At 71.5% G+C, this 21,073-nt stretch carries 15 protein-coding genes; 9 read left to right on the top strand and 6 right to left on the bottom strand.

What is annotated here, in order from left to right; genetic code table 11:
* Window positions 1-155: 155 nt before the first annotated feature.
* The 5 genes from AB0O21_RS29000 to AB0O21_RS28980 form a co-directional block, all read right to left on the bottom strand.
* Window positions 156-1,019 carry a carbohydrate ABC transporter permease gene (locus tag AB0O21_RS29000; protein WP_365175814.1) on the bottom strand — a complete coding sequence of 288 codons (864 nt, stop codon included), beginning with the start codon at window positions 1,017-1,019 and terminating at the stop codon, window positions 156-158.
* The gene (locus AB0O21_RS28995) at window positions 1,016-2,359 is read right to left on the bottom strand and encodes an ABC transporter permease subunit (RefSeq protein ID WP_365175812.1); all 1,344 of its coding nucleotides are present in this window, start codon (window positions 2,357-2,359) and stop codon (window positions 1,016-1,018) included. Before AB0O21_RS28995 ends, AB0O21_RS29000 begins: the two co-directional genes overlap by 4 nt.
* Window positions 2,360-2,368: 9 nt before the next feature.
* Window positions 2,369-3,703 (bottom strand): ABC transporter substrate-binding protein, encoded by a 1,335-nt coding sequence (locus AB0O21_RS28990; RefSeq protein ID WP_365175810.1) that lies wholly within the window; start codon window positions 3,701-3,703, stop codon window positions 2,369-2,371.
* Window positions 3,704-3,732: 29 nt separating this feature from the next.
* Complete coding sequence (locus AB0O21_RS28985; protein WP_365175808.1) at window positions 3,733-5,412, bottom strand: glycoside hydrolase family 13 protein; 1,680 nt, start codon at window positions 5,410-5,412, stop codon at window positions 3,733-3,735.
* A gap of 198 nt (window positions 5,413-5,610) precedes the next feature.
* Entirely contained in the window at window positions 5,611-6,882 is a 1,272-nt protein-coding gene (locus tag AB0O21_RS28980; protein WP_365175806.1) for an ABC transporter substrate-binding protein, read from the bottom strand.
* 166 nt (window positions 6,883-7,048) lie between these two features.
* Between AB0O21_RS28980 and AB0O21_RS28975 the strand changes: the two genes are divergently transcribed.
* The 9 genes from AB0O21_RS28975 to AB0O21_RS28935 all read left to right on the top strand — a co-directional run bounded on the left by AB0O21_RS28975 (window position 7,049) and on the right by AB0O21_RS28935 (window position 18,071).
* Entirely contained in the window at window positions 7,049-7,555 is a 507-nt protein-coding gene (locus AB0O21_RS28975) for a PadR family transcriptional regulator (RefSeq protein WP_365175804.1), read from the top strand.
* Window positions 7,552-8,328: an ABC transporter ATP-binding protein gene (locus AB0O21_RS28970; protein ID WP_365175802.1), complete on the top strand. Its 777-nt coding sequence runs from the start codon at window positions 7,552-7,554 to the stop codon at window positions 8,326-8,328. The genes AB0O21_RS28975 and AB0O21_RS28970 overlap by 4 nt, the downstream gene beginning before the upstream one ends.
* Window positions 8,329-8,330: 2 nt before the next feature.
* A complete protein-coding gene (locus AB0O21_RS28965) occupies window positions 8,331-10,673 on the top strand; it encodes an FtsX-like permease family protein (protein WP_365175800.1) in 2,343 nt (780 codons plus the stop codon).
* A 149-nt stretch (window positions 10,674-10,822) separates the two neighbouring features.
* Window positions 10,823-11,800, top strand: coding sequence for a 4-hydroxy-3-methylbut-2-enyl diphosphate reductase (gene ispH, locus AB0O21_RS28960; protein ID WP_365175798.1), 978 nt, complete (start codon window positions 10,823-10,825; stop codon window positions 11,798-11,800).
* A 248-nt stretch (window positions 11,801-12,048) separates the two neighbouring features.
* The gene (locus AB0O21_RS28955) at window positions 12,049-12,411 is read left to right on the top strand and encodes a hypothetical protein (protein ID WP_365175796.1); all 363 of its coding nucleotides are present in this window, start codon (window positions 12,049-12,051) and stop codon (window positions 12,409-12,411) included.
* Window positions 12,412-12,644: 233 nt separating this feature from the next.
* Window positions 12,645-13,325 (top strand): alpha/beta hydrolase, encoded by a 681-nt coding sequence (locus tag AB0O21_RS28950; protein WP_365175794.1) that lies wholly within the window; start codon window positions 12,645-12,647, stop codon window positions 13,323-13,325.
* 144 nt (window positions 13,326-13,469) lie between these two features.
* Window positions 13,470-16,391 (top strand): LuxR family transcriptional regulator, encoded by a 2,922-nt coding sequence (locus AB0O21_RS28945; protein WP_365175792.1) that lies wholly within the window; start codon window positions 13,470-13,472, stop codon window positions 16,389-16,391.
* Window positions 16,392-16,447: 56 nt separating this feature from the next.
* On the top strand, window positions 16,448-17,137 hold the full coding sequence (locus AB0O21_RS28940; RefSeq protein WP_365175790.1) for an alpha/beta hydrolase: 690 nt from the start codon (window positions 16,448-16,450) through the stop codon (window positions 17,135-17,137).
* 175 nt (window positions 17,138-17,312) lie between these two features.
* Window positions 17,313-18,071 carry an alpha/beta hydrolase gene (locus AB0O21_RS28935; RefSeq protein WP_365175788.1) on the top strand — a complete coding sequence of 253 codons (759 nt, stop codon included), beginning with the start codon at window positions 17,313-17,315 and terminating at the stop codon, window positions 18,069-18,071.
* A gap of 83 nt (window positions 18,072-18,154) precedes the next feature.
* Here AB0O21_RS28935 and AB0O21_RS28930 read toward each other — a convergent pair whose 3' ends face one another.
* Window positions 18,155-20,989 (bottom strand): AAA family ATPase, encoded by a 2,835-nt coding sequence (locus AB0O21_RS28930; protein WP_365175786.1) that lies wholly within the window; start codon window positions 20,987-20,989, stop codon window positions 18,155-18,157.
* Between the last annotated feature and the right edge of the window lie 84 nt (window positions 20,990-21,073).

Here is a 21,073-nt window from a genome sequence, read left to right as displayed (position 1 = left end):
GTCCCCTGGACGGCGACGGGAGGGAGCGGGGAGCCGGCCGGGGCGTGGTCCACAGGGCACACATGCAGGCGGAGGCGGTTCCGGTGATCGGAACCGCCTCCGCCGCGCAGGCACCACTGAGGCCGGTCACGCGATCGGCCTCACGAGGGCTCCGGCTACTTGACCGAGCCCGCCATCACCCCCTGCACGAAGTGCTTCTGGAAGGCGAAGAACACGACGAGCGGAATCACCAGCGAGAGGAAGGCGCCCGGGGCGAGGACGCCGATGTTGCTGCCGAACTGCCGCATCTGCGACTGGAGGGCGACCGTCAGCGGCTGCGAGCCACTGTCCGCGAAGAGCAGGGCCACCAGCATGTCGTTCCACACCCACAGGAACTGGAAGATCGCCAGGCTTGCGATGGCCGGCCGGCCCAGGGGGAGGATCAGCCGGGAGAAGATCCGCCATTCGGTGCCCCCGTCCAGCCGGGCCGCCTCCAGCATCTCCTTCGGGATCTCCGCGAAGTAGTTCCGCAGCAGGAACACCGCGAACGGCAGTCCGTAGGCCACGTGGAAGACCACCACACCGGCCACCGTGCCGAAGAGGCCGACGGCGCCGAAGAGTTTGGCCACCGGGAGGAGGCCGATCTGGACGGGGACCACGAGGAGTCCCACGACCATCAGGAAGATCCAGTCCCGGCCGGGGAACTCCAGCCAGGCGAAGGCGTATCCGGCCAGGGCCGCGATGCCGACGACGAGCACCGTCGTCGGTACCGAGATCAGCACCGTGTTCCAGAACGCCCGGCCCAGCCCCGAATCGGCGAACAGGGCCGTGTAGTTGTCGATGGACAGCTGTGCGGGGTCGGTGAGCGAGGTCCACCAGCCCGTCGAGGAGTTGTCCCGCTCGGAGCGCAACGAGGACAGGAGGAGCCCGACGAGCGGGGTGAGCCAGACGACGGCGACCAGCATCAGTACGGCCTGGACGGCCGAGTTGCCCAGCCACCGGCCCGCCCGGGTTCCCCTCGTGGTGGTGTGGCTGCTCATGCTCCGCCCCTTCGGAACCGACGTATGTTGAAGATCATCGCGGGTACGACGAGGAGGAGCAGCAGCACGCTCAGCGCACTGCCCAGGCCCTGGTTGTCGCCCCCGCCGAAGGAGACCAGCCACATGCGGGTCGCCAGGACGTTGGCCTCCTCCTGCACCGGGCCCGGCGCGATGATGTAGACGAGGTCGAAGACCTTCATGACGTTGATCACGAGCGTCACGAACACCACGGTCAGGACCGGGGCCAGCAGCGGGACGGTGACCCGGCGGAAGATCTGGCCCTCGCTCGCCCCGTCCACCCGGGCGGCCTCCAGTACGTCGCGCGGGATCGCGGCCAGGCCGGCCCCGATCAGCACCATGGAGAAGCCCATCCAGACCCACAGGTAGGCGCCGATGATGGCCGGCGTGACCAGGGCCGGGCCGAGCCAGTCGACCCCCGCGTAGCCGGCGGCGAAGTTCGAGGCGGGCAGGCGCAGGGTGTACGGGGCCGAGCCGTCGAGTCCGGCGAGCCGGAAGGAGCCGTCGGGGCCGGTGGTCGCGGTGGCCGCCACCTTCCCGTCCCGCAGGGCCTCCACCCGTACGCCGGGCAGGCCCTTCTCGCCGGGGTCGACCGCGCCCTGGGTGCCGGTGGCGCCCGGGGTGACGTCCAGGTAGACGGTCCCCGTCACGGAGCCGTCCGAGCCCGCGGCGGCGGGCGCCGCCGCCGGGCGGGCGCCCGTCGGCACCGCACCGGGTGCGATGCCGACGAGCGGCAGGGCCAGGCCCTGGCCCCCGGGCCGGACGGTGCCCGGGGAGGTGTAGGGGCCGCCGGGACGGCCCGTCAGGCCCTTGCCCTCGCGGGCACGGGCCGTCGGGTACGGGGCCGGTTCCTTGAAGGCGTCGTGGACTCCGACGACCGCCGCGTTGATCACGCCCCGGTCGGGGTCCTGCTCGTACGCCAGCCGGAAGATGATGCCGGCGGCGAGGAAGGACACCGCCATGGGGAGGAAGAGCACCAGCTTGAACGCGGTCGCCCAGCGCACCTTCTCGGTGAGCACGGCGAGGACCAGACCGAGCCCTGTGAGGAGGGTAGGGGCGACGACGATCCAGACGGCGCTGTTGCGGACCGCCTTCAGCGTCGCCGGATCCCGGAACATCTCCACGTAGTTCGCGGCCCCGACGAACCGGTCGCCACGCGCATCGAAAAGGCTGCGGCCGACCGAGAACACGACCGGGTAGACGACCAGCGCCCCGAGCAGGAGCAGGGCGGGCAGGACGAAGAGGACGGCGAGGCGTCTCCTTCTGCGCCGGGCACGGACCTGTGGATCCGCCGTGCCGCGCGCCTTCGCGATGTGCGCCATGGAGCTTCCTCAGTTCCCGTAGGCCTTGGCGGCGGCTTCTTCGAGCTTCGCGGCGGTGCCCTGGGGGTCGGACGGGTCGCGCAGGAAGTCCTGGAGGAGCTTCCACTCCCCGGCGCCCTTCGTGCCGCCGAAGGCCGCGGGAGCCTGGTCGGACATGTCGAAGCGGACGGAGTCGCCGGCGGCCACCAGAGAGGCGGCGGTGGCACGTGCCGTGTCGTCCGCGTACGCCGACGCCTTGACGTTCTTGTTGGGGGAGAGGAAGCCGCCGACGCCCGCCCAGACTTCCGCCGCCTCGGGCGTGGCCAGGAACTCCAGCAGCTTCATGCCGACCTCGGCGTTCTTGCCGTCCTTCAGGACGACGGCGGCGTCGCCGCCGCTGACGACCGGAGCCAGACCGGGGCCCACGGGCGGGAACGCGAAGAACTTGGCGTCCTCACCGGGCTTCTTGCCGAACTGGTCCTTGGCGACACCGCCGACGAAGTCACCCTCGAAGACCATGCCCGCCTTGGGCTCCGGCCCGAAGACCTGGCCGACGGAGGCGGGGAAGTCGGTCCGCAGCGCGCCGCTCGCGCCGCCGGAGACCAGCTGCTGGTCCTTGAAGACCTCGGCCAGGGCGGTGAGGGCGTCGATGACGCTTTGGTCGGTCCACTTCAGCTTGTGCTGGGCGAGCTGGTCGTACCGCTCGGCGCCCGCCGTCGAGAGATAGATGTTCTCGAACCAGTCCGTGAGGGTCCATCCGTCCTCACCGGCCACCGCGAAGGCGGGCAGCCCGGAGTCGGCCAGCGACCGGCCGGTCGTGAGCAGCTCCGCCCAGGTCTTCGGCTCGGCGACACCTGCCTGCGTGAAGGCGGCGGGGGAGTACCAGACCGTGGACTTGTGGGCGGCCTTGAAGTAGAGGCCGTAGTAGGTGTTGTCGACGGTGCCGTAGTTCTTCCAGACCGGGGCGAGCCCCGCCGAGGCGGTCTGCGCGGTCTGTTCGGACAGGGGCTTCAGCCAGCCCTTCGCCGCGAACTGCTGGAGCACGCCCACCTGCGGGACCAGCACCACGTCGGGCGCGTTGCCGCCCTCGATCTTGCTGCCGACGAAGGTGGAGACGTTGTCGCCGGAGGGGACGAACTCCGTCTTCGCCCCGGTCTTCGCGCTGAAGGCGTCCAGCACCTTCTTGAAGTTCTGCTGCTCGCTGCCGGTCCACACACCCGACACGGTGACCGTCTTGCCCTTCAGGTCCCCGCCGCCCGACGCGGGCTCGGTGCTGCCGCCGCAGGCGGCGGCGGTCAGGCCGAGCACCAGGGCGGTGGAGATGGCGGCTGCGCCGCGCCGTGCCGTTCTGCTGGATCGTCCCATGACGAATCCTTCCTTGTCCGAGCCTGGGGTCAGGCGGTCTTGAGGTCCGTGATCCACCAGGCGGCGGTCGCGCCGGGCAGTACGCCGTGGGGGCAGGGCCCGCTGGCGAGGAGGGGAGCCCCGCAGGTGGGGGCGGGTACCGGATCGGAGCCGAAGTTCACCGCGCAGACGAGCCCGTCACCGCGGACCATGGCCAGCACCTGCGGGGGCGTCTCCAGCCAGCGCAGCGGCCCTTCACCCAACTGGGGCATGCTGCGGCGCAGTTGGAGGCCCTCGCGGTAGAGGTGCCAGAAGGAGCTGGTGTCGGCCAGGGCCCGGTCCGTGGCGTGCTCCGCGAACCAGGAGGGCTGCGGTAGCCAGGGCTGGGCCCCGGCCGCGCCCTGGCTGAAGCCGAACGGGGAGGCGTGGCCGGACCAGGGCAGCGGGACCCGGCAGCCGTCGCGCACGTGCTTGCGGCTGCCGGTACGGGAGAAGATCGGGTCGGTCAGGACGTCGTCGGGCAGGTCGAGCACCTCCGGCAGCCCGAGTTCCTCCCCCTGGTAGACGTAGGCGGCGCCGGGCAGGGCCAGCATCAGCAGGGCGGCCGCCCGGGCCCGGGCCGCGCCCAGTCCGCTGCCCTCGACCCCGGGCTCGCCCGCGTAGCGGGTGACGGTGCGAACCTGGTCGTGGTTGTTCAGGACCCAGGTCACCGTCGAACCGGTGCCCGCGATGTCGCGTATCGCCGCGTCGATGGTGGTGCGGAAGGCGGCGGCGTCCCAGGGGGCGCTGAGCAGGTCGAAGAAGAAGGCCTGGTGCAGCTCGTCCGGCCGTACGTACAGGGCGTGTTCGCGGGCGGTCGGTACGGACACCTCGCCGACGAGCAGCCGGTGCTGCCCGTCCCGGGCGGTGTACTCCTCGCAGACGGCCCGCCAGCGCCGCCACACTTCGTGTACCTCGGGCTGGTTCCAGGCGAGGGGGTTGACCGAGTCGCGGGAGCGCTCGTCTGCCTCCGGGTCCTCGGAGTCCGGCAGTTCGGGGTGCTTGTACAGGCCGGCCGCGACATCGATGCGGAAGCCGTCGACCCCGCGGTCCAGCCAGAAGCGCAGCACCTGCTCGAACTCGTCGCCGACCTCGGGGTGGCGCCAGTTGAGGTCCGGCTGTTCAGGGGTGAAGAGGTGGAGGTACCACTCGCCGGGGGCGCCGTCGGGTCCGGTCACCCGGGTCCAGGCCGGACCGCCGAACATGGCGCGCCAGTTGTTCGGCGGTTCGCTGCCGTCCGCACCCCGGCCGGGCGCGAAGTGGAACCTGGCGCGGGCGGCCGCGCCGGGTGCGGCGGCGAGGGCCTCGCGGAACCACGGGTGCTCGCTGGAGCAGTGGTTGGGGACGATGTCGAGCAGGACCTTCAGTCCGATCCGGTGGCTCGCGGAGACCAGCCGGTCGAACTCGGCGAGATCCCCGTAAACCGGGTCCACCGCACGGTAGTCGGCGACGTCGTAGCCGTGGTCGTGCTGCGGGGAGGGGTAGAAGGGGCTGAGCCAGATGCCGTCCACGCCGAGCTTCTTGAGGTACGGGAGGCCCGCACGGACACCGGCCAGATCGCCGATGCCGTCGCCGGTGCTGTCCAGGAAGCTGCGGACGTAGACCTGGTAGATCACCGCGTCACGCCACCAGGGAGCGGCGGTCGTGAGGGGGGAGGGATGGCCGGTGCCGGCCGGAAGCGTGGTGAGCATCTCGCGTCGACCTGTCTGCTGAATGCGAGGAGGCGTCTCGAACATCACGCCTCGTTATGCATTCATGTTAAGTATCAGCGACCGAGAGATGTCAACGATGTTGCGGCCAACTCGGGCTTGAGACAGGGGGGTTTGCCCTTTAGGGCTGCACGAAAGTGCAGAGACAAGCTCAACATGTAACTAAGGGCCGGTCGTGGCTCAGCGAGCGCTGGTGATCGTCCCCAGCTCACGGGCCAGCCGTCGGGCCGCCTGCTCCGGCGACTCGCGCTGCGCCAGCAGGTCCTGACCCACGGCCTGCACGGCGAGGCTCACCTGCCCGTAGCGCGGGCTCTTCGGGCGCGGTACGGCCGACAGGATGCTCTGCCGCAGGGTCGGCAGGTACGGATGGGCTGCGACCAGCGCCGGATCCTCGTAGAGGGCGGCCCGCACCGGCGGCTGGGCGCCCTGGGTCAGCACGCGGCGCTGCACCGCCTCGCTGGTCAGGTACGTCAGCAGGTCGGCCGCCGAGGCGCCGTGCCGAGACCGGGCGGACACCGCCAGGTTGGAGCCGCCGAGCACACTGGAGCCCGGCCCGCCCCGGCCGGGCAGGGGCACGGCGCCGAAGTGTCCCGCGACCTTCGACCCGGGCGCGCCCGCGTCGGCGTAGACGTAGGGCCAGTTCCGCAGGAAGAGCAGCCCGCCGTTCTGGAAGGCGGTGCGGGACTTCTCCTCCGTGTACGTCAGGGCCTCCGGGGCGATCCACCCCTCGCGCACCCCGCCCGCCAGGAACTCCAGGCCCGCGCGGGCCGCCTCGGAATCCACCGCGACCCGGTCCCCGTCGTCTCCGAGCACGGTGCCGCCCGCCGACTGGATCGCCTCGGTGACGTTCACCGTCAGCCCCTCGTAGGGGAGGAACTGCCCCGCGTAGCCGTCGATTCCGTACCGGGGGGCGAGCGTGCGGGCCTGCCGCTCCAGCTCGGCCCAGGTCCGCGGCGGCTGCTCGCCCGCCTCGTCCAGGATGTCCTTGCGGTAGTAGAGCAGTCCGGCGTTCGTCACGTACGGGAGGGCGTACAGCCGGTCCCCGTACGTGGCCGTGTCGACCACCGGCGGCAGGAAGGAGTCCACCGGGAACCGTCCGCGCTCCAACGGTGCGATCCACCCGGCCGCGGCGAACTCGGTCGTCCAGGCCACGTCGATGTTCAGCACGTCGAACCGGCCGCTGCCGGAGCGGAGTTCGCTGATCATCTGGGCCCGGGTCTCGTCGGCGGAATCCGGCAGCTCGACCAGGGTGACCCGCTCCCCGGGGTGGTCGCGGTTCCAGTCGTCGAGCAGCGGGGCCAGGTAGTTGGTGAGGTCGCCGGCCGTCGCCAGCGTCAGGGGGCCGCGGTCACGCTGGTCCGCGCCCTGCGCCCGCTGACCGAGGCCCGAGTAGCCGGCCAGTACCACCGCCGCGGCCAGGAGCCCCCTACCCGCGGCACGCATCCACCGCAAAGGTTCCTCCCGGTGCGAATCGCGGCCGCGTCGCCATACTCGCAGCCCATGTATACCCGTTAGCGATAAGCGATACTAGACACCCGGTCGGCAGGACTGTTTCGTGGTCCCGTACGGGTCGGTACCCGTTAACAGGTAACTACGGAACCACGAGAAAGGGGAGCGCGTGCGGCTACAGCTGCTGGCACTCCTCACCCGCGGCCCCGCCCACGGCTACGAGCTGAAGCTGGCCCTTGAACAGCTGTTGGGTGCCGCGTACCCTCAGCCCAACGTCGGCCAGATCTACGTGACCCTCGGGCGCCTGGAGAAGACCGGCCTGATCGAGGGTGAGGACGTCGAACAGACGGGCCGGCCCAACAAGCGCACCTACCGGCTGACCGAGGCCGGGCAGGAGGCCGTTTCGGCGTGGTTCGCCGAGACGGCCGACGAACCGCGGGTGCGCGACGAGTTCTTCATGAAGCTGGCCCTGGCCCCCGTCTCGGGCCTGGCCGACCCGATCGCCCTGATCAACAGACAGCGTCGGCAGTACCTCAACACCATGCGCGACCTCTCCAAGCTGGCAGCGTCGGAGGACCGCGAGAACAAGGTCTCCCAGCTGCTCATCGAGGGCGCCATGCTGCACCTGCAGGCCGACCTCGACTGGCTGGAGCGATGTCAGGAGGAGCTGGAATGAGCCCGGCCGCCACAGCCCCCACGGCACCTCCGCACGGTGCGATCGTCCACGCCGAGGGCCTCACCAAGACCCACGGTGGCGACAGCGCCCCGGTGCACGCCGTCCGGGGCGTGGACCTGACCGTGCGGCCGGGGGAGTTCGTCGCCGTCACCGGCCCCTCCGGAGCCGGCAAGTCCACCCTGCTGCACCTGTTGGGCGGCCTCCAGCAGCCCGACCAAGGGCGGCTCTGGGTGGACGGCACACGCGTCGACGGTTTTTCCGAGGCCCAGTGGGCCGTCCTGCGCCGCCGGCGCATCGGCGTCGTCTTCCAGTTCTTCAACCTGGTCTCCAACCTCACCGTCGCCGACAACGTCGAACTGCCCGCCCTGCTCGCGGGCGCCTCCACCCGGACCGCCCGCGCCCACCGCGCCGAGCTGCTGGCCGAACTCGGACTCGAAGGCCGCGAACGGGCCCTGCCCGGAGAGCTGTCCGGCGGCGAACAGCAGCGGGTCGCGCTCGCCCGGGCCCTGGTCAACCAGCCCGCGCTGCTCCTCGCCGACGAACCGGCCGGCAGCCTCGACAGCAAGGGCACCCGCGAGGTCCTGCGCCTGCTCTCCCGCTTCCACCAGCGGGGCCAGACCATCCTCATGGTCACCCACGACGCCCGCATGGCCAGCGCCGCCGACCGCGTCATCAGCTTCTTCGACGGGCACATCGCCGACGACGCGGAACTCGGCGGCGGCGGCCGGCCCGGTCGCGGCGGAGTCTCCGGCACCCTCGAACTGAAGGACTGAGCGTGCGGGCCACCCTGCGCTGGGCGCACGCAGACTTCCGCGCACACCGCGGCGAGGCCCTCTTCCTCGTCCTGGCCAGCGCGGGCATCATCGCCTCCCTCCTGCTGGCCGGAGCCCTGTTCAGCTACGCGACCAACCCCTGGCAGCGCGTCTTCAACCAGTCGCAGGGCGCCCACATCTGGCTGCACACCCGGGCGGACCCGGACACCGGCCGACTGGCCGCGCTCGACGAGGTCGACGAAGTCGCCGCGGTCTCCGGGCCGTTCGCCACCGCCCCGGCCACCGTCGAGGCGCACGGAACGCGCGGGCGCGTCACCCTGCGCGCCACCGATGACCACCCCCCGAAGGTGGGGCGTCCCCTGATCACGGAGGGACGCTGGCTCGCCGCCGCAGCCGTGAACGCCGACGAAGGGGACCGATCCGACGAGGTGGTCCTGGAGACCAGCTTCGCCCGCGCCGTCTGGGCCAGGCCCGGGGACACCGTACGGTTCACCGGCGCGCACGGAGAGCCCGTCGACCTCCGGGTCGTCGGTCTGGCGGAGGCCGCCGAACCCCACTACCGGCCCGGCTTGGCCCCCGGCGTGGCCTGGGCCCCGCAGGCGGCCCTGGACCGCTTCGGCCCGACGGACAAGGGCCGGAGCATCGGGCTGCGCCTGAAGGACCCGGCCGACACCGACTTCGTGGTCCAGCGGGCCGTGACCCTGCTGGGCAGCGACAACGTCGGACAGGTCACCACATGGCAGCAGGCGAGGGCCGACGCGGGTGGCGACGATCAGCTGCTGGGACGGATGTTCGCCGCCTTCGGCATCAGCGCCCTGATCGCGGCGGCCGTGACCGCCTCCGGAGCGGTCACCGCCCGGGTGCGCGGGCAACTGCGGGACATCGCCGTCCTCAAGGCGATCGGCTTCACCCCCGGACAGGTCATCCGCGGCTGCCTCGTGCAGCACCTGGCCTTCGCAGTCCTGGGCACGGCCCTCGGCACGGCCGCGATCGTGTTTCTGGGCGGCTGGATACCCGGCCGGATCGGCGACGCGGCCCGTCTGTGGAAGGACATGCCCGGCCACACCGCCCTCACCATCGGCCTGCCGGCCGCCACCATCCTGCTGATCGCGGGCGCCACCGCCCTCACCGCCTGGCGGGCCGGCCGCGTCCCGCCCGTACCGGCGGCCAGGGCGGCCCTGCCCACCGGAACCCCCATGACGGCCCTCGGCCGCCGCGCCCTCGGCTTGCGGCTGTCACCCGCGCTCGTACTCGGCTGGCGCGCCGCGTTCACCCGCCCCGGGCACGCGCTGGTCCCGGTGGTCCGCCTCGCCCTGCCGATCGTACTGATATCCGTCGGCCTGGTTTCCTGGTTCACCCTCGACCAGTTCCGCACCGACCCGGCCCGGATGGGCGTCCCGGCCGCCCTCACCGTCCGGTCCGGGGAGTCCACCCTGTCCGAAGCCGACCTGGACCGGGCCATCGCCTCCGTACCGCAGATCGCCACCGCCCACCCCGGCATGGAACTCGCGGCCCTGGCCCCCGGACAGACCGGCACCATCGTCCTGCGCGGCCTGGGCCTCGGGGACGTGCCGTACCCGCACACGGTGGTGGAGGGCCGCGCGCCGCACGGCAGCGACGAAGCGGTCGCCGGCCAGGGCCTCCTCGACCTCCTCGGCGTACGCGTGGGGGACTGGGTCCGGCTGACCGTCCAAGGACGCCCGCAGATCCTGCACATCGTGGGACGCAGCATCGAGCCCGACTTCGACGGAAGGGTGATCTCCACCTCCCTCGACGTGCTGCGCGAGCGCGATCCGGCGCTGCGCCCCGAGTTCCTGGCCCTCGTCCTGCGACCCGGCGCGGACCCGGGGGAGGTGCGGGACGCCCTCACCCGGGAGGCCGGAGGCACCGTTGACGTCCGCGAGACCTCCGACCCCGCCGTCCGGCTCGGCCCGGCGCGGGGCGTCATCGCGGCCCTGATCGCGGTGTCGACGCTGATCGGGCTGATCGAGCTGCTCGCCCTGATCGGCGCGGACGTACGGGCCCGCTCCCGGGACCTGCTCGCCCTCAAGGCCATCGGCCTGACCCCCCGGCAGGTCGGCGCGGTCATCGTGACCGCGGCGGGTCTGACCGCGCTGGCCTCGGCCGTTCTGGGAACCACCGTCGGCACCCTCGCGGGCGGCTGGCTGGTCGATGCCCAGGGCCGGGCCGACGGGACCGGATCGGGCATCGCCGGCCACCCGCCGACTTTCGTACTGCTCACCCTGGTGGCGGGCGCCGTGCTGGGCGCCGTGGCGGCCGCACTGGTGCCGGCCGCGCGAGCGGCCCGGCGACGGCCGGCCGACTCCCTTACCGAGACGATGTGATCCCGGGTTCCGCGCGCCCCGGCGGGTGAGCGCCCGCACCCCTTCGGGCGCCGCCGGTTCCCGTTGGTGCAGGTTTCGGACCGCGCCCGTGTCGCCGCCGGGCGCGCGGTGCTTCTCTCCTCCTCAGCCGACGAGTCCTGGAGGACGGCATGGGGAACGGGTCCGCGCGGCCGTCCGGAGCACCCGGCGCCAGATCGGTTCTGCTCGCAGTGCCCAGCGGGTTCTGCGCGGGCGTTTCCCGGGCCGTCGAGACGGTCGAGCGGGCCCTCGCCCGCCACGGGGCGCCTGTCTACGTGCGCCGCCAGATCGTGCACAACCGGCAGGTCGTGGAACGGCTGCGGCGCGCGGGCGCCGTGTTCGTCGCCGAGGTCGACGAGGTCCCGGCGGGGGCGGTCCTCGTCCTCTCCGCCCACGGAGTGGCCCCGGGAGTACGGGAGGCGACGGCGGACCGGGGCCTGCGGGTCATCGACGCCACCTGCCCGCTGGTGACCAAGGTGCACCGCGAGGCCAGGCGGTACGCCGAACTCGGCTACGACATCCTGTTGATCGGGGACCCGGACCACGACGAGGTCATCGGGACCGCCGGGGTGGCCCCCGGGCGCACGCACATCGTGGACGGCTTCGAAGCCGCACGCGTTCTGGATGTGCCGGACCCGGGGCGGCTCGTCTGGCTCGCGCAGACCACCCTCACCGTGGACGAGACCGAACGGGTCGCGGCGGAGCTGCGCAAGCGGTTCCCGGGGCTCGTGGACCCGCCGAGCGACGACATCTGCTACGCCGCGCAGAACCGGCAGGCGGGCGCGAAGCACTTGGCCGGGGCGAGCGACCTCGTCCTGGTCGTGGGCTCCGCGAACTCCCACAACTCCTGCCGCCTGGTGGAGGTGGCGAGGGCCTGTGGCACCCCGGCCCACCTGGTCGACGACCCCGCCGCGATCGAAGACGGGTGGCTGCACGACGCCGTCGCCGTCGTCGGCGTCACGGCGGGGGCCTCCGCGCCCGCGGAATCCATCGGGGCGGTGATCACGGAGCTGGCCGCCCGCGGCTACCGGGACGTGCGCACGGTGGAGGTGGCGCGCGAGGGCCAGCACTTCTCCCTCCCCCGCGAACCGGCCGAGACCCGCCCCTGATCCGGCGGCCGGAAAGAGGCTCTGCCCGCGCGCCTGGGGGTGACGGGCCCGGGCAGCGCAATCCGTTGCGGAGCCCGGCCGTTGGCCGCGCCCGATCGGCGGAACCGGCCCCTCACCTGGGGCATGGGGCGAGTCTTCCCGTCCGGGCAGAAGACCCCGTTGAACGGGCAAGCCCCGATAGGTTCTGGTCCTGCGTCCGACGACCGAGGCAATCATGAACTGACGATTTTCCAGGAAAGGGCGTCCCCATGAATCTGACCACCCGCATCAAGCGTGCCGGCGTCGCCGGAGCCACGGCCGTCGCCGCAGCAGCAGTGGTGATGGGGGTGGCGGTCCCCGCGTCCGCCGCCACTGGCACGGCCACCGTCTGCGCGTCCGGCAACTACAAGGTCCACTTCGAGTTCCCCCAGCAGGGCAGCTCCGGCGACGTTCCCCGGGGAGTGTGCCAGTACGTCCCGCTGCAGTCGGGTACCAGCTACGTCAAGATCTGGGGCTACTGGAACACCAACCCCGGCACCTTCTACGTGGGCACCGGGCACCCCCAGAACCCGGGTTCAACCTGGTTCTACGCCGGGGGCACCACGACCAATCCTTACCTCACCTTCGGCTGACCGGTCGGGTCGCCCGGAGCTGGGACTCCCCGGGCGACCCGACCGCCTGGAGCGGGCCGACGTGTGACGACCGTCATGACGACCCGGCGACCGCCGCCGACTGACGCGTCGCGCAGTGTTCGGGTGCGGAAGTTCTGCGTGCTGTTCTGCATGGGCCCGAGCACTCCGGGCGCGTTGACTGGGGCCAGTCCGACGGGCCCGCGGGGCCTGTCCATCCGCCCCGGGGAGAGAGCATGCCGTCCATCGGGAACGTTGTGATCGTGAACGGTGGATTCGTGGACGGATCCGGCTGGCGGGACGTCTACGACGACCTCGCCGGGGACGGCTTCGGCATCCGGATGGTCCAGAACCCGACGCTGTCGCTCGAAGGTGACGTCACCGCGACCCGCCGGGTGCTGGATTCGCTCGACGGCCCGGCTCTCCTGGTCGGCCACTTCTACGGCGGGGCCGTCGTCAGCCAGGCCGGTACGCACCCCAACGTCGCGGCGCTGGCGTACATCGCCGCTTTCGCCCCCGACAAGGGCGAGTCGGTCGGCACGCTCATCGCCGACCTGGCGCCCGGGGCGCCCGTGCCGCCCATCCTGCCTCCGCAGGACGGTTTCCTCTTCCTGGACCGCGACAAGTTCCACGAAGCCTTCGCCGCCGATCTGCCCGCACACCAGGCCGCGTTCATGGCCGACGCTCAGGTCCCCTGGGGCGTGAACGCCCTCAGCGGGGCGGTCACCGAACCGGCCTGGCAGCACAAGGCCAGCTGGTACCTCGTCGCCACCGAAGACCGCATGATCCCGCCGCCGGCCCAGCGGGCCATGGCCGAGCGCGCAGGCTCGACCGCCGTCGAGGCCATCGGCAGCCACGCCGTCCACGTCTCACAGCCCGGCGCGGTCGCCGGTCTCATCCGCGAGGCCGCCGCCTGACCGGACCAGTGGACGCGGCGCTCCGCGCGGCGACACTCCCACCGACTTCACCCGTTGCGACAGGGCAAGCGCCGGCCGTCGGCCACCGCGCTCCCGCCGTCGCGCCCATCTCCGGCGGCCGGCCGCCGTTTGCAGGTGAGAGTGATGAACAACCTCCTCCAGACACCCCCATTCCGTGGTTCTGCGACGGCCGGCACGTCCGGCGTCGTCCCGATGGCCGAGTACGCCATCGCTCAGAGCCGGCCCGATGGCAGCACCGGCCGTCTCGTCGGGCGATCGGCGGAACTGGCACTGGTCGACGCGATCTTCGCCGAGGCCACCACACGGGGCGCCGCGCTGTTCCTGACCGGCGCAGCCGGAGTGGGCAAGAGCGCGCTGCTCGATGCTGCGGCGCGGCGGGCGGCGCACTGTGGATTCCGCGTGGTGCGGGCCGCCGGAGCGCGGTTCGATCAGAATGTCGATTTCGCGGGGCTGAATCAGATCCTGTTGCCGTTGGCGGGAGAGCTCGCTTCCCTGCCCGCGCGGCAGGCACACACCCTTCAGGCGATCCTGGGCCTGTCGGGGGGCGAATCGCAAGAGCTGTCGGCTGTCGCGTACGCGGTACGGGCTCTGCTGTGCCGGATCGGTACCAGGAGCAGCCCCCTGGCCCTGGTCATCGACGACTACGCGTGGCTGGACCGGTCCAGTGCGGTGGTGCTCGGTACGGTCGCCCGCCACATCGACACCGGGCGCGTTGCGCTGCTGGCCGCCTCCCGGCGGGACGAGGCCCTTCTCCCTGACACGGGGACCCGGGTGCACGAGGTGCCGCCCCTCGACGCGAAGTCGGCGATGGAGCTGGTGGCGGAGCGTTTTCCGGCGATGACCTCCACGGTTCGCCGACGGCTGCTCGCGGATGCCTGCGGGAATCCCCTCGCGCTGCTGGAGCTGCCCGTCTCGCTCAGTCTCGCGCAACAGACGCAGCGACGTTCGCTGCCGATGGTGCTGCCGCTCACCGAGCGGCTGCGGATGACCTTCTCCGAGCGGGTCAGGGCCCTGCCTGATGCCACACGGAAACTGCTCCTGCTGGCCGTTCTGGATGACGCGGGCGACCTGCACTTGCCGCCGCGGATCGGCGAGGGACCCGGAGCTCTCACCGGGCTCGCGCCTGCCGAGCGTGCCGGGCTGGTGCGGGTCGACGCCCGAGCGGGGCGCCTGGTGTTCCGGCACCCGCTGACCCGCTCCGCCGTCATGGAACTCTCGACCAGCGCCGAGCGCCGCTGGGCGCACATGGCGCTCGCCGACGTACTCCCGGACGGATCTGAACGCCGCGTCCTGCACCTGGCCCGCGCCACCGTGGGGCCGGACGACAGGTTGGCCGGCCTGCTGCACGAGACTGCCTACACCACCCTGCGCCGCGGCGACGCGGTGGGCGCCGTCTCCGCTCTGCTGCGCGCCTCGGAGCTCAGCAGCTCGGGAGTGGCCAGGGGAAGGAGACTGGCCGAGGCTGCCTGCCTGGGCGCCAACGTCACCGGCGATCTGCGCAAGGTACGCGCCCTTCTCGACGATGTCGCGGCAGTCGACCCCTTGGGCGGCGCGTCGCCCGCTGCCGCCGCGGCGGCAGCCGGGGAACTCCTCAACTGTGACGGTGACGCCGACGGCGCCCACCGGCTGCTGGTCGGAGCCATCACCGACCAAGTCCCCGCGAGCCGGGCCGAGGACGTCATGCTCCGCGAGGCACTCCACACCTTGCTCTCGGTGTGCTCGTTCAGCGGGCGGCCGGAACTGTGGGACTCCTTCGACATGCTCCTGGCGCGACTCGGCCCGCACGTCTCCGACCCCCTGCTACCGGTTCTGCGCGGCACCCTCGGCGACCCGGCCCACGCGGCGCTGCCGGTACTGCCACGCCTCGACGAGCTGATCTCCGGCCTCCATCGGCAGACCGACCCCACCCGGATCGTCCGTACGGCAGCCGCCGCCGGCTACGTCGACCGTCTGTCGGGCTGCCGCAGCGCATTGATGCGCGTCGTCGAGGACGGCCGCGGCGGAGGAGCGGTGGCCTCGGCCATACCAGCTCTCCACCTCCTGGCCAACGATGCCTACGCCAGGGGACGGTGGGGCGACGTCACCGAACTGACCGACGAGGCCCTGGAGTGGTGCGCGACCCACGACTACCGACTCCAGGAATGGCCGGCCCGGTTGCTGCAGGGGCTGCTCGCCGCCGCACGAGGTGACGAGGAAGCCGCCCGGAACATCGCAGACCGCCTCGCCTCCTGGGGCAACCCACGAGGGCTGGCAGCGCTGCGCGTCCACTCCTCCCACATCAACGCCCTCTCCGCGCTGGGCCGCGGCGACTTCGAAAGCGCCTACCGGCATGTGACATCCGTCAGCCCGGCGTACCGGCCGGCGCCGCATGTCCCGCACGCCCTGTGGCTCATCTGGGACTTCACCGAGGCCGCGACGCGCACCGGGCACCACGCCGAGGCTGCCGAACATCTGGCGGCCGTCCGGGACGCCGGCATCCCCTCCATCTCACCGCGCCTGGCCATGGTCACAGAGGCGGCGACCGCCCTGGCCGACCCGCACGTCGTCGATCGCGATCTCTTCGACGAAGCCATCGCCACACCCGGCGCAGAGCACTGGCCCTTCGATCTGGCGCGGATCCACCTGGGGTACGGCGAACGACTCCGCAGAGCCCAGGCGAGCGTCGCGGCACGCCCCCACCTGGAAGCCGCCCTCAGCACCTTCGAACGCCTCGGAGCCGCCCCGTGGAGCGCACGCGCGGCCGGCGAGCTACGGGCAAGCGGCCAGGTCGCGGCCGCCGCCACGCCCGTCGAGGGCCCTGGCGCGCCACTGACCCCGCAGGAATGGCGGATCGTCCAGCTCGCTGCCACGGGGCTCACCAACAAACAGATCGCCGCCCAGCTCTTCCTGTCCCACCGAACCGTGGCCGCCCACCTGCGCAGCGCCTTCCCGAAACTGGGCATCGCCGCCCGCGGCGGGCTGCGCGACGCCCTCACCGGTACAGCGTCTCGTCCATGGCCGGTTCGCCGCGTACTAGGTCATTCAGCCGAAGCTCAAAAAGACTGAACGAGCTAGCTTTTCACGTGCATCACAGGTTCTTTACGGACAACAGGAGCCATGATATGAGTTCGCTGAAGAACGTCGTCCTCGTGCACGGAGGGTTCGTCGACGGTTCCGGCTGGCAGGCCGTGTACCGTCTCCTCACCCGCGAGGGCTTCAAGGTCAGCGTCGTGCAGAACCCGACCCACTCCCTCGAGGGCGACGTCGCGGTCACGCGGCAGGTCCTCGACGCCCAGGACGGGCCGACCGTGCTGGTGGGCCACTCCTACGGCGGCGTGGTGATCACCGAGGCCGGCCGGCACCCCAACGTCGCCGCGCTCGCCTACATCGCTGCCTTCGCCCCCGACAAGGGCGAGTCGGTCAGCTCGCTGATCGCCGACCCGGCGCCGGGCGCACCCGTTCCGCCGATCCTGCCGCCCCAGGACGGCTTCCTCTTCCTCGACCGTGACAAGTTCGCGGACTCGTTCGCAGACGATGTGGCGCCGGAGGACGCTCGGTTCATGGCTGACTCGCAGGTTCCCTGGGGCGTCGAGGCACTCAACGGGGCGGTGGCGGAGGCCGCTTGGCGCACCAAGCCGAGCTGGTACCTCGTGGCGACCCTGGACAGGATGATCCCTCCGCCGGCGCAGCGCGCCATGGCGGAGCGAGCGGGAGCCACCGTGAGCGAGGTCCCCGGTAGCCACGCCGTCTACGTGTCCCGGCCCGAGGCCGTCGCGGAGCTGATCGAGCAGGCCGCGGGCGTCCAGGGCTGACCCGATTCAGGCACACCTGCACCACAGGTGTGCGATCCGCCCGGTTGATCGCCTCAGCTGCGGCAGGGGCGACTTCCGGAATGACGAGAGGCAAGACATGCGTAGCAAGGTCGTACGCCGCGGTCTGATCGCGGCAGGCGCTTCCGGCGCAGCGACGTTCACCCTTCTAGGGTCGATGGCTTCAGCGACAACGCCGGAGCCCCAGTCCGGCGGCACCAAGCCGACGGTCGTCCTGGTGCACGGCGGTTTCGCCGACGCGTCCGCGAGCTGGGAGGGAGTGATCAAGCGGCTCCAGGACGACGGATACCCGGTCGTCGCGACCGCCAACCCGCTGCGCGGGCTCCCTACCGACGTTCCGTACCTGGAGAGCGTCCTCAAGTCGATCGACGGCCCCATCATCCTGGCGGGCCACTCCTACGGCGGCGCCGTGATCACCAACGCCGCGGCTGCCCATCCCAAGGTCAAGGCGCTGGTCTACGTGGCCGCCTTCGTGCCCGACGAGGGTGAGCAGCTCGGCGAACTCATCAACAAGTACCCGGGCACCGAGATCCCCGCCTCGCTCAATCCCGTACCGTTCCCGAACCCGGACGGCAGCACCGGCACGGACCTCTACCTCAAGGCCGACAAGTTCCGCAGCGCTTTCGCGGCGGACCTCCCGGTTTCGGTCACCAACGTCATGCAGGCGGCCCAACGGCCGTTCAGTGCCTCCTCCTTCACCGACGTCACCAAGGCCGCCGCCTGGCACGACATCCCCTCCTGGGGACTGGTCGCCGCCTCGGACAAGGCCATTCCGCCGGCCCTTCAGCGTTTCGAGTACCAGCGGGCCCACGCCCGCGGCACGGTCGAGGTCTCCGGAGCCTCGCACTCCGTCATGATCAGCCACCCGGACGCGGTCACCAAGCTCATCAAGAACGCCGACCGCTCCACCCGCTGACCTGTTCAATCTTCGGCGACAGCCCGCCTGTTCCGGGCGGGCTGTCCGTCGTGCGCTTCCGCCGAGCGGGTCTGCCGCTTGCGTCATGAAGAGGCCGGGCTTCGCGTGAGCGCGTCGCGCAGCCCCGCACGAGAGGTGACGTTCAGCTTCGGAAAGACACTGCGCAGATGTGCCGCCACGGTGCGGGGGGACAGGAACAGCTGGGAGGCGATCTGTTTGTTGGTCAGTCCTGTGGCGGCCAGCTGCGCGATCTGCTGTTCCTGCGGAGTCAGCGGCGTACGCCCGTCCTCAGCCGATGCCACGGTGGTGACGTGGACGCCGCTCGCCCGCAGCTCGTTCGCGGCTCGTGCGCACCAGGGTTGGGCCCCCAGGCGCCGGAACGTGCTGAGCGCGGCCTCCAGGTGGACGCCGGCGGCCCCGCCTGCTTTGGCTCTGCGCAACCTCTCGCCGTAGGTCAGGCAGATCCGTGCCCAGTCGAAGGGCCATCGCTCGGCGCCGGGGGCGGCGACGGCTCTCTGGAACAAGTCGTGGTCGATGGCGTCCGGGGTGGCTATGGCCTCGGCGGCGTCGGTCATCATGGCCAGGCGCGGTGAGATGGACGGGATGCCGGACGCCCTGACCGCCGCGATGTGTTCGACGGCCTCGGCATGGTGACCGGTCCGAGCCGCGGCTTCGGCGAAGTTCCAGAAGAGCCACAGGGAATGGGGCATGTGCGAGGGCAGCCGGCCAGGGGTGCTCAGGGCTCGCAGACAGCGGTACGCGCTGTCGAAGTCCGCGCTGCCGAGCGCGGCCAGCGCTCGTATGTGGGAGGCGTACACATGAAGCGCGCCAAGCCCTCGGGGGTTCCCCCAGCACACGAGGCGGTCGGCGATCTCCAGCGCGGTCTGGTTGTCACCTCGCGCGGCGGCCAGCAGGCCCCGCAGGAAATTCCCCGACCACCCCAGCAGACGGTAGTCGTGTGTCTCGCACCAGCGCAGACCTTCGTCGGTGAGGTCCGGAAGGTCGTCCCACTGTCCGCCGGCGTAGGCGTCGTTCGCCAGCAGGAAGTTCGCCTCTATCGCCGTGGCGATGGCTCCCCCGTTACGGCCGTCTTCGACGACACGCCGCAGGGCACTACGACAGCTTGGCAGCCGGTCCACATAGGCACCCGCGATGGCCGTCCGCACGATGCGCCGGGGATCGGTCTCCCGGGTGAGGCCGAGGATGAGGTCATCGAGCACGTCCAGAACCGACGACGCGGCGTGAACGGGATCACCGAAGGCGCCGCGAAGCACGCGCAGCAGGGGATCGGGAGAGTGCCGCAGGACATCTGTCACCGCGCTGTCGAAGGCAGGCCACAGGTCCGGCCGGCCGCTGAAGAAGCACACCATGAGCAGGGTGTGCAGAGCTTCGCGCAGGATGTTGTCGTCCGTGTGGCCAGGTTGGGCATGGCTGCGGATCGCGCCGACGAGCAGCCGGTGAGCGGTGTCCGCGTCGCCTTCCCCGTTGAGGAGCCGGCTGGCTGCCGCGGCCGCCGCGGCCAGCGAATCCGTGCCCACGGGATCGGCGGACACGGCATTGTCCAGCAGGGCGCGTACGTTGCGGAGGTCACCGGTGATGTTGGCGCCGAGGCATGCTGCCTCGGCCAGCATGCGGCCCTTGGCCGTCCCTGCGCTGCTCAGCTCGGAAGCGCGGAGCAGGGTGGTGATGGCGCCGACGGCGTCGCCGCGCCGCAGAGTCCTGTAGGCCACATCGTGCAGGAGCGCAGCCACTTGATCGTCCGGGCCGACGGCCGCGGCGGCCAGATGGCGGACCCGGCGTTCCGAACCTTCCGGGAACTCTTCGGCCAGATCCAGGTGCACCCGTCGACGCTCCGCACTCGTCGACAACTCCATGACCGCGGAACGGGTGAGCGGGTGCCGGAAGACCAGGCGGCCCGTCAGGGGGTCCACCTGCACCAGGCCGGTCCGCTCGGCAGGGCCCAGGCTGGTCAGGACATCCGAGCTGTCGACGGCCCGCTCGAGGACGTGCAGATCACCGGAGCCGTCCAGAACGGCGAGCAGGAGCAGCTCCCGTGTCGCGCGCGGCAGGGCACTGACCCGTACGGAAAAGATCTTCTTGAGGCGCTCGGAGAGCGGCAGCACGGCCGGCAGCGGTCCCCGTTCGGTCTGCTGAGCCTCGTTGAGCGGGACGGGCAGTTCCAGCAGTGCCAGCGGGTTGCCGGCGGCCTCCGTGACAAGACGCTGCCGGACCCTGGCCGTCATGGCCGGGAATCGCTCTGCCACCAGCGCCTGCGCGGATTCCTCGTCCAGGGCCCGAACCTCGTACGAGGGTATTCCGGTGCTGCTCAGGAAGGATTCGTCGCCGGTCCGGGATGCCGCGAGCAGGGCCAGTGAACCGGTCCGGACGTTACGGGCGACGGTGCCCAGGACCACGGCGCTGGGCCGGTCGAGCCAGGCCACGTCATCGATGACCAGCGTGACGGGGCCACGCTTCGCCGCGGTCTGGGTCAGCAGGACCTGCACCGCGTTGGCGATGGCGAGCAGCTCGGCGGGCTGCTCCTCGGACAGTCCTCGGACTGCCTGGAGCGTCCCCGCCTGCCGCGGAGGCAGCGCCGGGATCTCCTCCGCCAGCGGCTGGAGCAGCTGGGCGAGACCCGAGAAGCTGACACTCTGCTCGAACTGTGAGCCCACGATCCGTACGACTGCCAAGCCCGCCTCGGACGCCCGTTCCGCCGCGATGTCCAGCAGGGCGCTCTTCCCCACCCCTGCCTCTCCCGTCAGCACCAGCGCGGCGCCCCTGGTGGCGGCGGAATCGAGGAGGTCGTCGATGAGTGCCAACTCCGCCGACCGTCCCACGAGGCGGACCGCTGAACGCACGCCGTCGTCGCCTGCGGGGTGACTGCGGCCGTCCGAGGCTGGTAACGAAGGGAATGGCATAAAGACCTTCCATTCTGCTCGAGTTGCATCAACGACATGACGGAAGGGTCGCCCGGAAGTTCGCTTGCGATCGTATGAGCTACA

The organism is Streptomyces sp. NPDC091371 (assembly GCF_040684275.1).
GTDB lineage: Bacteria > Actinomycetota > Actinomycetes > Streptomycetales > Streptomycetaceae > Streptomyces.
This window is presented reverse-complemented; position numbering and strand designations above follow the sequence as displayed.

Coding starts and splice junctions, on each gene's coding strand:
- AB0O21_RS28945 (WP_365175792.1), top strand. CDS start 13,470: ATGAACAACCTCCTCCAGACACCCCCATTCCGTGGTTCTGCGACGGCC.
- AB0O21_RS28930 (WP_365175786.1), bottom strand. CDS start 20,989: ATGCCATTCCCTTCGTTACCAGCCTCGGACGGCCGCAGTCACCCCGCA.
- AB0O21_RS28950 (WP_365175794.1), top strand. CDS start 12,645: ATGCCGTCCATCGGGAACGTTGTGATCGTGAACGGTGGATTCGTGGAC.
- ispH (WP_365175798.1), top strand. CDS start 10,823: ATGGGGAACGGGTCCGCGCGGCCGTCCGGAGCACCCGGCGCCAGATCG.
- AB0O21_RS28940 (WP_365175790.1), top strand. CDS start 16,448: ATGAGTTCGCTGAAGAACGTCGTCCTCGTGCACGGAGGGTTCGTCGAC.
- AB0O21_RS29000 (WP_365175814.1), bottom strand. CDS start 1,019: ATGAGCAGCCACACCACCACGAGGGGAACCCGGGCGGGCCGGTGGCTG.
- AB0O21_RS28990 (WP_365175810.1), bottom strand. CDS start 3,703: ATGGGACGATCCAGCAGAACGGCACGGCGCGGCGCAGCCGCCATCTCC.
- AB0O21_RS28955 (WP_365175796.1), top strand. CDS start 12,049: ATGAATCTGACCACCCGCATCAAGCGTGCCGGCGTCGCCGGAGCCACG.
- AB0O21_RS28970 (WP_365175802.1), top strand. CDS start 7,552: ATGAGCCCGGCCGCCACAGCCCCCACGGCACCTCCGCACGGTGCGATC.
- AB0O21_RS28935 (WP_365175788.1), top strand. CDS start 17,313: ATGGCTTCAGCGACAACGCCGGAGCCCCAGTCCGGCGGCACCAAGCCG.
- AB0O21_RS28995 (WP_365175812.1), bottom strand. CDS start 2,359: ATGGCGCACATCGCGAAGGCGCGCGGCACGGCGGATCCACAGGTCCGT.
- AB0O21_RS28985 (WP_365175808.1), bottom strand. CDS start 5,412: ATGCTCACCACGCTTCCGGCCGGCACCGGCCATCCCTCCCCCCTCACG.